9 protein-coding genes are annotated in these 12,644 nt (G+C 70.4%); 5 read left to right on the top strand and 4 right to left on the bottom strand.

Annotated features, from left to right (window positions below; translation table 11 throughout):
- Positions 1-343 precede the first annotated feature (343 nt).
- Genes CIW48_RS02110 through metG form a run of 3 tightly spaced genes read right to left on the bottom strand, consistent with a single transcriptional unit; the run spans position 344 to position 3,564 of the window.
- Entirely contained in the window at positions 344-1,147 is an 804-nt protein-coding gene (locus CIW48_RS02110; protein WP_149308602.1) for an MBL fold metallo-hydrolase, read from the bottom strand.
- Between the two features lie 23 nt (positions 1,148-1,170).
- On the bottom strand, positions 1,171-1,971 hold the full coding sequence (locus CIW48_RS02105; RefSeq protein WP_149308600.1) for a TatD family hydrolase: 801 nt from the start codon (positions 1,969-1,971) through the stop codon (positions 1,171-1,173).
- A gap of 15 nt (positions 1,972-1,986) precedes the next feature.
- Positions 1,987-3,564, bottom strand: a complete 1,578-nt coding sequence (metG, locus tag CIW48_RS02100) for a methionine--tRNA ligase (RefSeq protein WP_149308598.1) — start codon at positions 3,562-3,564, stop codon at positions 1,987-1,989.
- Between the two features lie 984 nt (positions 3,565-4,548).
- Between metG and CIW48_RS02095 the strand changes: the two genes are divergently transcribed.
- A complete protein-coding gene (locus tag CIW48_RS02095; RefSeq protein ID WP_149308596.1) occupies positions 4,549-5,487 on the top strand; it encodes a LysR family transcriptional regulator in 939 nt (312 codons plus the stop codon).
- Positions 5,488-5,496: 9 nt separating this feature from the next.
- On the opposite strand, the gene CIW48_RS02090 is transcribed toward CIW48_RS02095, so the two are convergent.
- A complete protein-coding gene (locus CIW48_RS02090) occupies positions 5,497-6,981 on the bottom strand; it encodes a DUF2252 domain-containing protein (RefSeq protein WP_149308594.1) in 1,485 nt (494 codons plus the stop codon).
- A 263-nt stretch (positions 6,982-7,244) separates the two neighbouring features.
- On the opposite strand from CIW48_RS02090, the gene CIW48_RS02085 reads away from it, so the two are divergent.
- The 4 genes from CIW48_RS02085 to phaC all read left to right on the top strand — a co-directional run bounded on the left by CIW48_RS02085 (position 7,245) and on the right by phaC (position 12,323).
- Positions 7,245-8,897: an acetolactate synthase large subunit gene (locus tag CIW48_RS02085; protein ID WP_149308592.1), complete on the top strand. Its 1,653-nt coding sequence runs from the start codon at positions 7,245-7,247 to the stop codon at positions 8,895-8,897.
- Positions 8,898-8,940: 43 nt separating this feature from the next.
- Positions 8,941-10,116 (top strand): iron-containing alcohol dehydrogenase, encoded by a 1,176-nt coding sequence (locus CIW48_RS02080; RefSeq protein WP_149308590.1) that lies wholly within the window; start codon positions 8,941-8,943, stop codon positions 10,114-10,116.
- 253 nt (positions 10,117-10,369) lie between these two features.
- Positions 10,370-11,200 carry a poly(R)-hydroxyalkanoic acid synthase subunit PhaE gene (locus CIW48_RS02070; RefSeq protein ID WP_149308588.1) on the top strand — a complete coding sequence of 277 codons (831 nt, stop codon included), beginning with the start codon at positions 10,370-10,372 and terminating at the stop codon, positions 11,198-11,200.
- Positions 11,193-12,323 (top strand): class III poly(R)-hydroxyalkanoic acid synthase subunit PhaC, encoded by a 1,131-nt coding sequence (gene phaC / locus CIW48_RS02065; protein WP_149308586.1) that lies wholly within the window; start codon positions 11,193-11,195, stop codon positions 12,321-12,323. Before CIW48_RS02070 ends, phaC begins: the two co-directional genes overlap by 8 nt.
- Positions 12,324-12,644: the final 321 nt, after the last annotated feature.

The raw sequence follows: 12,644 nt of genomic DNA, 5'->3' as shown, positions 1-12,644 counted from the left end.
ACAACAGATCGGCACAAGTCTCTCACGCCAGGTCCTAAGACCCAGCCGCAAGGACAAACGCCGCCCGCGTCTCCCTTCCTCATTCCAACTTGTCAAAGAACTGCCCCAGTCACCCGAGGCTCATCAGAGGCAAACAGAAGACCACCCGGCTACTTCGCCGGCCAGTCCCGCCGCTTGTCAGAAGATGGCTCAGCGCCCGGTCCACTTCCGCGGCCGGCGCCGATGAACCGGGGTATACGGCCACCCATCCGGCCCGTCAACAGGCTTCTTGGCGGGACGGTCGATTTTCTTGGACTCCGCCGACGACAGGCGTGTGACGCCCGATTCGCGCGCTCCGCCGCGCTCAGGCGTTGAGGCTCAGGGTCAGGCCGTCATAGGCGGGCACGATGCCGTCCGGCAGGCGTGCCGCCAGGGCGCCGTAGTCGAGGTCGGTGTGCAGGTTGGTGAGCACGGCGCGGCGCGGCCGGACCGTACGGATCAGCGCCAAGGCGTCCGAGACCGAGAAGTGCGTCGGGTGCGGGGTGTCCCGCAGGGCATCGATGATCAGCAGGTCGAGGCCGTGCAGCCGGGCGAGGCTCGCCTCCGGGATCAGGCTGACGTCGGGCATGTAGGCCGCCGCGCCGAAGCGGAAGCCCAGGGCGGCCTCGTTGCCGTGCTCCACCGGGAGCGATTCCACGGTGATCGAACCCCCCTCCCCCTCCAGGGTCAGGTCGCGGCCGGCGGCGAGATCGCGCAGGTCGAGGATCGGCGGGTAGGCGCTCCCGGGGGGCGTCTCGAAGCAGTAGCCGAACCGCGTGGTGAGCAGCGACCGGGTCAGGGCGTCGGCGTAGACCGGGATGCGGGCCCGCATGGCGATCACCAGCGGGCGCAGGTCGTCGATCCCGTGAGTGTGGTCGGCGTGGGCGTGGGTGTAGAGCACCGCGTCGAGGCGGGTCACGCCGGCGTCGATGAGCTGCTCGCGCAGGTCGGGCGAGGTGTCGACCAGCAGCGTGGTCCGCCCCGCCCCCGACGCGCGCTCCACCAGGATCGAGCAGCGTCGCCGGCGGTTGCGCGGCTCCTCCGGGTCGCAGGCGCCCCAGCCGCTGCCGACCCGCGGCACCCCGCCGGACGAGCCGCAGCCGAGGATGCGCAGGGTCAGGCTCGCCATCCGGATCTCCCGCTCCTCACGCGTCACGCGGCGCCCGGAGGCGTTGCGGCGGCCTTGTCGAACAGCGTGAAAAAGTTTGCCGTCGTGATCCGGGCGAGGTCCTCGGCGGGCAGCCCCAGGGTCTCGGCCAGCGACCGGACGGTGTCGGCCGTGTAGGCCGGCTCGTTGGTTCGACCGCGATGGGGCTCGGGCGCCAGGAACGGCGCGTCGGTCTCCACCAGGATCCGGTCGCGGGGCACGGCCCGGGCGATGTCGCGCAGGTCGTGCGAGCGCCGGAAGGTGACGATCCCCGAGAAGGACACGTACAGCCCCAGCTCGACCCCGGCCTCCGCCAGCCGCCTCCCCGACGAGAAGCAGTGCAGCACCGCCCGGAACGGCGCCCGGCCCATCTCGTCGGCGAGCACCCGCTCCATGTGGTCGTCGGCGTCCCGGGCGTGGATCACCAGCGGCACCCCGGCGAGGCGCGCCGCCGCGATGTGGGCGCGCAGCACCCGCTCCTGCACGGCCTCGGGGGCGGCGTCGGAATAGTGGTAGTCGAGCCCGGCCTCGCCGATCCCGACGCAGCGCGCGTTGGCCTTGGCGATGGCGGCGATCGTCTCGGCGGCGACGTCCGGCTCCTCGGCGGCGCCGTGGGGATGGGTGCCGATCGTGTACCAGACCTCCGGATGGGCCTCGGCGATCGCCCGGTAGGTGTCGGCCTTGGCGACCCGGGTGGCGATCGTGAGCATGCCGGTGACGCCCGCCGACCTGGCGCGGGCGATCACGCCCGGGATGTCGGCCGCGAAGTCCGGGAAGTCGAGATGGCAGTGGCTGTCGATGAGCATCGGGTCTCAGGGCCGTCAGGCTGCCGGAGCTTCGGGGCGCTCGAAGCGCGGGAAGATCGGCGCGGGGGCGGGCAGCGCCGTGCCGGGCACGAGCCTTCCCCCCTCCCCCACAGCGGCGAGGCTGCGCCGGTCGGCCGGCACCGCCAGCAGGTCGAGGAGCTTGGCGGCCGCCCCCGGCACGAAGGGCTGGGTCAGGATGCCGAAGACGCGCAAGCTCTCCAGCGTCGTGTAGAGCACGGCGTTCATCCGCGCCGGGTCGGACTTGCGCAGTTTCCACGGCTCCTGGGCGGCGAAGTAGCGGTTGGCCTCGGCCACCACGGCCCAGATCTCGGCCAGGACGGTGTGGAGCGCCAACTCGCCCATCAGGGCGCGGGCTCGCGCCGGCAGGGCATCGGCCTGGGCCAGCAGGGCTCTGTCCGCGTCGTCCAGGCTGCCTGGATCCGGCACCGCGCCGTCGCAGTTCTTGGCGACCATTGAGAGCGAGCGCTGGGCGAGGTTGCCGAGGTCGTTGGCGAGATCGGCGTTGATCCGGCCGATGATCGCCTCGTGGCTGTAGCTGCCGTCGCCGCCGAACGGCACCTCGCGCAGCACGAAGTAGCGCACCGGGTCGACCCCGTAAGTGTCGGCGAGCTCGAACGGGTCGAGGACGTTGCCCAGCGACTTCGACATCTTCTCGCCCTTGGAGAGCAGGAAGCCGTGGCCGAAGACGCGCCTGGGCAGGGGCAGCCCGGCCGACATCAGGAAGGCCGGCCAGTAGACCGCGTGGAACCGGACGATGTCCTTGCCGATCACGTGCAGGTCCATCGGCCAGAATTTCGTGTTGGGGTTCTCCGCGTCGGGGAAGCCCGTGACCGTCAAGTAGTTGGTCAGGGCGTCGACCCACACATACATGACGTGGTTCGGGTGGCCGGGCACCGGCACGCCCCAGTCGAAATTGGTGCGGCTGACCGACAGGTCCTTGAGGCCGGAGCGCACGAAGCTCGCCACCTCGTTTCTTCGTGTGTCCGGCCCGATGAAGCCGGGCTGGTCCTCGTAAAGCTTCAGCAGCCGGTCCTGGTAGGCGGACAAACGAAAGAGGAAATTCTCCTCCTCCATCCACACCACGGGCGTGTCGGTGGCGAGGCTGCGGCGGCTGCCATCCTCCAGGAGCCGGGTCTCGGCCTCGTCGTAATAGGCCTCGTCCCGGACCGAGTACCAGCCGGCATACTTGTCGAGGTAGATGTCGCCGTTGGCCTCCATGCGCCGCCAGATCGCCTGGGCGGCTTCGTAATGGCCGGGCTCGGTGGTGCGGATGAAGCGGTCGTAGGCGCAGTCCATCCGGTCGGCCATGGCCTGGAACCGGGCGGCGGTGCCGTCGACGTATGCGCGCGGGGTGGTGCCGGCCCGGGTCGCCGCCTGCTGGATCTTCAGCCCGTGCTCGTCGGTCCCGGTGGAGAACAGCACATCGTAGCCGTCGAGCCGATGGAAGCGCGCGATGGCGTCGGCGGCGATCACCTCGTAGGCGTGGCCGATATGGGGCGCGCCGTTGGGATAGGAGATCGCGGTCGAGAGACCGAAGGTCTTTCGGGGATTCGCCGGGGCGTTGGACGTCACGTCTGTGGTGTTCCAGATGAGCGCGGGAAGCTGCCCGCGTTGTCGCGCGGCCGGAGCCGGGACGCAACCGGTGCCGCCCGTGAGACCGGCGCCATGGCGTCGTCGGCCGATCCGGGCGGCAGGGGGAACTCGGCCATCTCCGGACATGCGTCATCGTCCCCGCGCGCCTTTGGCGCCGGGGGCATGGCCCGGGAGATCACGAGGGACGCGGGACGCCGCGGGAACCCTGTGTCGGCCAGTCAACGCGCGGGATCCGATCCCCGCGGCGCCCGCGGCATCGACCGGGCGTGGTCCCCGGCCGGTGCCGTCTTTCTCGTCGCGGTGTCTTTCGACGCCCCGGACCTGCGCCTGCCTGCCAAGCGGTCTCTGCGAGGCGCACGCACCTCCGGAACCCGCTATCAGCGCCGTGGCCTTCCAGCCGTCCCGCCTCGTCGTGGGCGGGTTCGCAGGTCGCTCAGGGTCGGCCCAGAAGCGGGTCGGCGCGGGGGCATTTCCGCACCCGCCGGGCAAAGCACCGCCCGGTCTCACGCCCGCCACCGAGACACGCCCCGTACCGGTTCGCCGCCCGGGGCGATGGCGGCTGAGAGCCACCGACGCGGGCACCGCCCTAACCCACGGACCCGCCCGGTCAGCCACCAGACGGGCCCCATGACGGACGCCGCGGGATCGCTCCCGAAGTGCCGTGGACAGGTGCGGCTAGGAAGCACAAAATAGGAACATTGTCAAGATCGGGGAGCGACGGGACGTCTCGACGCGTGAGCGCGCGGCGCGGGCCCCCTCTCCCGCACGGGAGAGGGGGTAGGGCGCGGATGTCTCGACCGATGACGCCTGCCTTTCACACCGTTGCAGCACGAGCGGGAACGGCCCAGGAGCCGCCGTCGGAGCGGAATCCTGGCATGTCGGCGCACCCTGCTCCCGGGAATGACGGGGAAGCGGCCACGTCTGCTATGTCGGGCATCCGAGCCCTCACCGATCGCGTCGCCCGTGGCCATCGACCATATCGATCTCAGCCGGATCGACCTGAATCTGCTGGTCGCCCTCGACGCGCTTCTCGACGAGCGCAGCGTCACGCGGGCCGCCGCGCGGGTCGGGATCGGCCAATCGGCGATGAGTTCGAGCTTGGCCCGCCTGCGGCGGCTGTTCGACGACGAGCTCCTGACCCGGGCACCGGACGGAATGCGGCCGACGCCCCGGGCCCTCAAGATCGCCGAGCCGCTGCGCGCCACCCTCCGGCAGGTGCAGGCGCTGGTGCACCGGGAGGAGCAGTTCGATCCCACCACCGTCGAGCGCACCTTCACGGTGAGCCTGCCGGACAGCGTCGAGGCGCTACTCGGCCCGCGCCTGATCGCGCAGCTCCGGCGGGACGCGCCCGGCATCCGGCTGCTGCTGCGCTCGATCGACCGGACCCGGATCCTCGACGAACTCGACGCCGACCGGGTCGATCTCGCCATCGGCCTGTTCTCGGAGGGGCAGCTCCACCATAAGCAGCGCCTCCTCTACCGGGACAGCTACGTGGTGCTGTTCAACGCCGCGCTGATCGGCCTCCAGCCGCCGATCGGGCTCGACGATTACCTGCGCTTCCCGCACGTGCTGACGTCCCTGCGCGAGACCGCCCACGGGGTGGTCGACGACGCCCTCGCGCTGATCGGGCGCTCGCGCACCTTGGCGGTGACGACCCCGCGCTTCCTCGTCGTCCCGTTCATGGTCCGGGCGGCGCCGGTTATCGCCACGATGCACGCCCGGCTCGCCACCTCCTTCGCCAGTGCCCTGGCGCTCAGCGTCAGCCCCGTGCCGGTGCCCCTCGACGACGTGGCCGTATCGATGCTCTGGCACGCCTCCTACGACCACGACCCGGCTCACCGCTGGCTGAGGGATCTCCTGGTCCGGCTCGCCCACGAGCCGCCGGCCCCCGGCATCATCTGAGCCCCGCGCTCACAGGCAGGGATCGTCCGCGGCCTCCAGGCGGCCGCTCGCGATCGCCGCGCGGAACAGGGCAAAGTCGGCCGCATTGCGCTCCGCGTAGGCGGCGGCCCAGTCGGCGATCGCTCCGCTCAGGTCGTGGTGCTTGCCGCTGCCGCAATAGCCGGCGATCGCAGCCGCATCCCCGGTTCGGGCATGGGCACGGGCCAGCAGCGTCCCGTAGGCATACGAGAAGGTCAGAAGCGGCGCGCCGGACATCCGCGCCAGCGGAATCGCGCCCTTCAGGTTCTTCATCTGACGCACGTAGAACGGCCGGCCCGCGATGCTGGTCCAGCCCAGCAGCGGGTCGCCCACCGCCTGGAGCAGGCGCTGGCCGTAGATCACCCGCTCGCCCTCGTGCCCGGAGAACGGGGCCGGCACGCCCGGCAGGTACGGCGCGTGCGCCGGGCGGACCGCCTCCTTGACCTGGAGGAAGAGTGCGTCCGCGTCGGAATTGCCGAACAGCAGCGCCAGGTAGGCTCGGGTCCCGACGCTGCCGACACCGACGACGCGGTGGGCGACATCGACGACATGGTAGCGGTCGAGCATGAAGCGCCGCTCGCGCGGCAGGGTCTCGGCGTAGCGCTCCAGGCCGGTGACGACGCCCGCGCGGGTCGCCTCGTCCACGGGCGTCAGGATCGGCGGATCGGTCTGCAATTGCCAGCTGCCGTCGGTGCGCCGCTCGGCCACCTGGGCGAGGAGGCTGCGGTTGTTCCGCCGCCGCGCCTTGTCGACAGCGCGCCTGACCACGGCCCGGGCCTCCGCGTCCATCTGAAGCCCGGCGATGTCCGGGGCGTCGGCGCGCGTGGTCTGGTACCAGACGTCGAGGGAGCCCTGCGGCGCGAGGCGGCGCATCGTGTGCTGGTAGGCGGAGACCGCCTCCATGACGGCCGCGCGCCGCTCGCTCGCCGGTGCGCCCGCATCCGCGGTGGCGACCGCGAGCCCGGCGGCGAGCCGTTTCAGATCCCATTCCCACGGGCCGATCGTGACCTCGTCGAAATCGTTCAGGTCGAGGACGATGTCGCGCTGGGGCGTGCCGAACAGGCCGAAATTGTCGGTGTGCGCGTCGCCGTTCATCACGACGTCGATGCCGCTGCGCGGGCCGCGCGAAAGGTCCCAGGCCATGACGTGGGCGGCCCCGCGCAGGAACGCGAAGGGCGAGCTCGCCATCCGGGCGACCCGCAGCGGGATCAGGTGCGGCTGGCGGCCCTTATGGGCGGCCTCGATCAGGGCGATCGGGTCGGGCCGGTCCGGATCGGAGACCAGCGTGGCTTGGCCCGCATGGGGCACCTCGGCGCGCAGCCGCTTGCCGGCCCTGCGGCGCTTGTCCCAGGCCTCGACGCCCATGCGGAGGTCGATCCGCGGAAAGTCTGCGACCGGCGCGAGCACCGCTTCCACGCCCGGAGCGTCAGTGTCCCGGTCCTCCGGCGCAGTCTTGTCGCTTCCGATGCGATCCATCGATGTCCCACCTTGGAATGCAAAACGGGCTCAACCGCACGGTCATCCGCCCCGAGCCGGGGCAGACCTCCACGCGTTAGCATCCGGCCGGCTCTGTGACTTCTCGGGCCCGGACGGCCCTTGACCACTCTACAGGCGAGCCCTCTAACGAACCGAATAGTCAGGGGTTAATCCCCCGTCCTGTGCCGTTCACGGCCTCGCGATCGGAGGGCCGGAACTGCTCCGGGCGCTTCCGGGACGCCGTTGCATCAGCGAGACTTCGCATGCCCAAGGGTTCAGATCTCCTCGTCGCGGCGCTCGAGAACGAGGGCGTCGACCGCATCTTCGGCATTCCCGGGGAGGAGAATCTCGACGTCGTCGAATCCCTGCGCAACTCCAAGATCGAGCTGGTCCTCACCCGTCACGAGCAGGCGGCGAGCTTCATGGCCGCCACCCACGGCCGCCTCACCGGCCGCCCGGGCGTCTGCCTCTCGACGCTCGGCCCGGGCGCGCTGAACTTCTCCACCGGGGCCGCCTACGCGCATCTCGGCGCCATGCCGATGATCATCATCACCGGCCAGAAGGGCATCCTGACCTCGCGCCAGGCGAAGTTCCAGATCGTCGACGTGATCTCGTCGATGAAGCCGATCACCAAGATGGCCCGGCAGATCGTTTCGGCCTCCTCGATCCCCACCATCGTGCGCGACGCCTTCCGGGTCGCCACCGAGGAGCGGCCCGGCCCAGTGCTGCTGGAGCTTCCCGAGGACATCGCCGCCGAGGAGGCCGAGGCCGACCTCGTCCCCTCCCACCCGATCGACATTCCGGTCGCCCATCCGGCCGCGATCGAGCGCGCCGCCGCCATGATCCTCGGGGCCAAGCGACCGCTGGTCATGCTGGGCGCCGCCGCGAGCCGCCCCCGCGCCACCGGCGAGCTCGGCGGCTTCGTGCAGCGCACCGGCATCCCGTTCTTCACCACCCAGATGGGCAAGGGCACCGTCGCGGGCGGGACCGACCTCTACATGGGCACCGCGGCGCTGTCGGAGCGCGACTACGTCCACGAGGCGATCGACAAGGCCGACCTGATCATCGCCATCGGCCACGACACGATCGAGAAGCCGCCCTTCTTCATGGGGCAGGCCGACCAGAAGGTCCTGCACATCAGCTACATGCCGGCCAATGTCGAGCAGGTCTACTACCCCGACGCCGAGGTGGTCGGCGACCTCGGCCCGACGCTGAAGCTGCTGGCCGACAAGCTCGACGGCAAGCTCCCCAACGCGGGCGCGCTGCTGCACCTGCGCGAGCATATCCTCACCCATATCGGTGACCGGGCCGGCGAGGATCGCTTCCCGGTGACGCCGCAGCGCCTCGTGCGCGACGTGCGCCGGGTGATCCCGGAAGACGGCATCGTCTGCCTCGACAACGGGATGTACAAGATCTGGTTCGCCCGGAACTACCGGACCTACGTCGCCAACACGCTGCTCCTCGACAACGCGCTCGCCACGATGGGCGCCGGCCTGCCCTCGGCCATGATGGCGGCGATGCTCTACCCGAAGCGGCGCGTGATGGCCGTATGCGGCGACGGCGGCTTCATGATGAACAGCCAGGAGCTGGAGACCGCGGTGCGGCTCAAGCTCAACCTCGTGGTGCTGGTGCTCGACGATTCCGCCTACGGGATGATCCGCTGGAAGCAGGCCGTCGACAAGTTTGCCGATTACGGCATGACCTTCAACAACCCGGATTTCGTCCTCTACGCCAAGTCGTACGGGGCCACCGGCCACCGGGTCGAGTCGGTAAACGACCTCGTGCCGACGCTGGACCGGGCCTTCGCGGCGGGCGGCGTCCACCTCGTGGCGGTGCCGATCGACTATTCCGAGAACACCCGCGTGCTGGTCGACGAGCTGCGCGCCAAGGTGAAGGATTTCGAGCCCGCCGAGTGACCTCGGCCTCGCAGAGACTCGGCATGCAAGACAGGGAAGCGCGATGAATCCGTTCACCTTCCAGACCACGCCGAACGTGCTGTTCGAGGCCGGCGCCTCCCGGAAGCTGCCGCAGATCGTCGGCAGTTTCGGGGCCAAGCGCGTCCTGCTGGTCACCGACAAGGGCGTGCGCGGCGCCGGGCTGACCCGGGCCGCCGAGACGGCTCTGGCCTCCGCGGGCGTCACGCTGGACGTCTACGAGGACGTTGTTGCCGACCCGCCCTCCACGGTGATCGAGGCGGCGGCCAGGCGCGCCCGGGAGCTCGGGACCGATCTCGTCCTGTCGATCGGCGGCGGCTCGGCGCTCGATACCGCCAAGCTCGTGGCCTACCTCGCCAAGTCGGACGAGCCGCTCGACGCGATCTACGGCGTCGGCCTCGCCAAGGGCGACCGCCTGCCGCTGATCCTCGTACCCACAACGGCCGGCACCGGCTCCGAGGTGACGCCGATCTCGATCGTCACGACGCCGACCACCGAGAAGAAGGGCGTCGTCGCCCCGAAGCTCCTGCCCGACTGGGCGGTGCTCGACCCGGAGCTGACGCTGGGCCTTCCGTCCCACGTGACGGCCGCCACCGGCATCGACGCCATGGTCCACGCCATCGAGGCCTTCACCAGCAAGAACAAGAAGAACCCGATCTCCGACCAGCTCGCCAAGCAGGCGTTGGCGCTGCTCTCGGCCAACATCCGCACCGCCTGCACGGACGGCAAGAACCTCGAGGCGCGCTCCGGCATGCTGCTCGGTTCGATGCTGGCCGGCATGGCCTTCGCCAACGCGCCGGTCGCGGCGGTGCACGCCCTCGCCTACCCGGTCGGCGCGATCTTCCACGTGCCGCACGGGCTCTCGAACGCCCTCGTGCTGATGGGGGTGATGCGCTTCAACCTCTCGCACGCGGAGGCGCTCTACGCCGAGCTGGCGCCGATCCTCGACCCCGCCGCCGCGGACCTGCCGCGGCCCGAGGCCGCCAAGCGCTTCGTCGAGAGCCTCGACGCGATCTGCCGCGACTGCAAGGTGCCGGCCTCGCTCGCCGAGGTCGGGGTCGCCCGGCAGGATCTGGAGCGCATGGCCACCGACGCGATGAAGCAGACGCGGCTCCTCGTGAACAACCCGCGCGAGGTCACCTACGACGACGCCTTCGCGATCTACGCTGAGGCCCTCGGGGAGACGCGCCCGGCGGTATGAATACCCGACCGCTCGCGATCTCCCACCCTCTCCCTCATCCTGAGGTGCCCGCGTCAGCGGGTCTCGAAGGAGGGCTCCAGGGATCGCGCGGCCGGCTGGAGGGCTCCTTCGAGGCCTCCGCTCCGCTCCGGCACCTCAGGATGAGGAGAGTGAGTTGGAGATCGGCGGTCTGGATGAGGGCCCGGACGGGCCCGTGCGCTGACGACACGCTCCGCGGCATCGTGGGGCCGGAACGGCCGGGAGGAACGCCAGCATGGACCAGTTCGACGCGTTCCGGGCCATGGGCGAGTTCTGGACCCGGGCCGGCGCGGGGTTCTTCACCCCCGGCGCCGGGCAGGCCGCACCCGGCTTCGGCTGGCCGGTTTTCCCGGGGGGCGATCTCGCGGCTCTCGCGGCCGCGCAGTCCAAGCTGACCGAGGCCTGGACCTCCGCCACCGCCCTCTCGCAGACATTGACGCGATCGCTCCAGGGCGGCCCCGGCGCGCCGGACCCGACCGCGGGGGCGGTGCTCGCCCGGATCTTCGATCCGCAGGCCTGGCTCGGCGGCTCGGGCGAGTTCGACGCCGCGCTGACCCGCATGGCCGAGGGCCCGCAGCTCGCCGACCTGTGGCAGACCGAGCGGCGCTACGCGGCCCTGTTCACCGCCTGGGCGAGCCTGCGGCGGGCGCAGAGCGAGCATCAGGCCGTGATGCTCGAAGCCTGGACGCGGGCGGCCGGAACCTTCGCCCAGGAGGCCAATGCCCGCGCCGAGCGGGGCGAGAGCTTCACCTCCGCCCGGGACATGATGACCCGCTGGATCGACACCGCCAACGCGGTCCTTCTGGAGGTCCAGCGCTCGGAGAAATTCCTGGCCTCGCAGCGGACGGTGCTGCGGGCCTCCACCGACCTCCGGCTCGCCCAGCAGGATGTCGCGGCCTTCCTGTCCGAGTTCTACGGCCAGCCGACCCGGGCCGAGCTCGATGACGTCCACAAGAGCCTGACCGAGCTGCGCCGCGAGGTCCGGGCGCTGCGCCGCGAGCGACGGCAGGCCGGCAAGGTCTCGAAGGCGGGTGGTTCACAGTCCGGGGAGGACGCTCATGGCTGATCAGGAGAGCCCGAAGGCGCCGGCCGCGCCGCTCGCCCTCACCCCGGCCGAGATGCTGGCCGAGGTCAACACGCTCGGCCGGCGCATCAGCGCCGGCGCCAAGCTGTTCGCGGAGGTCCGCGACGCGGATGTCGAGATCGCCACCACGCCGAAGGATCTGGTCTGGAGCCAGGACAAGGTCAGCCTCTACCGCTACCGGCCGCTCGCCGAGAGCAAGGGCCTGCCGCCGGTGCTGATCGTCTACGGGCTGATCGGCCGCTACACGATGGCCGATTTGCAGGAGGACCGCTCGCTCGTCCGCAATCTGCTCAACCTCGGGCTCGACCTCTACGTGGTCGATTGGGGCAATCCGGGCCGAGCCGACCGCTACGTCACCATCGACGATTACGTGGACGGCTATCTCGCCGAGTGCGTCGCCTTCATCCAGGAGGCGGCCGGTCGGGAAAAGATCAGCCTGCTCGGCATCTGCGAGGGCGGTGTCTTCACCACCTGCTACGCGGCGCTCTACCCCGAGACCGTCAACGCGATGGTGCTGACCATCACGCCGATCGACTTCCACGCCGACACCCGGGAGAACCGGGCCGGCCACGGCTTCATCAACGTCTGGACGCGCTCGCTCACGCCCGAGGATGTCGACCGCCTGATCGAGGCGCAGGGCTCCCTGCCCGGCGCCTTCATGGGCTCGGTGTTCTCGATGATGACGCCGATGCGGACCATGACGAAGTACAACCTCGACCTGCTCGATGCCCTCGACGACAAGAAGAAGTTCCTGAATTTCCTTCGCATGGAGAAGTGGATCGCCGACCGGCCGGATCATCCCGGCGAGGCGGCCAAGCAGTGGCTGAAGGATCTCTACCAGGACAACAAGCTCGTCGAGAGCGCCTTCGAGCTCGGCGGCCGGAGGGTGGATCTGAAGGCCATCACCTGCCCGGTGCTGAACGTCTTCGCCCAGGACGACCACATCATCCCGCCTGCCACCTCGCAGGCGCTGAAGGATAAGATCGGCACCACCGATTACACTGAGATGGGATTGCCCGGCGGCCATGTCGGCGTGTTCGTCGGCGGCAAGGCACAGAAGCTGCTGGGGTCGGGCATCGCCGATTGGCTGGGCCAGCGGGGGTAGGATGTCTGCCCAACGGTTCTCGATGAGCACGACGCCCCTCCCCTCCCCCCGCTGCGGGGACGGCTACTGGACACACACATCGTGCGCGGCGGCGTGGCGGCGGGATCGAGCGCGGGTCCCCTCTCCCGTGCGGGAGAGGGACAGGGTGAGGGATCAGGTCTGTCCGAAAAATGCGCAACCTGACGGCGCTTCGAGGGCGTGCTCCATCCTGACGCGTCCCGTCCCTCACCCCAACCCTCTCCCGCAAGGGAGAGGGAGCGCGTCGCAGACTGCCGCCGAGGCGGGCGTTCAATCCAGGCCGATGGACATCGTTGCTCCCCG

Origin of the sequence: Methylobacterium sp. P1-11 (assembly GCF_008329595.1) — a bacterium.
Taxonomy (GTDB): domain Bacteria; phylum Pseudomonadota; class Alphaproteobacteria; order Rhizobiales; family Beijerinckiaceae; genus Methylobacterium.
This window is presented reverse-complemented; position numbering and strand designations above follow the sequence as displayed.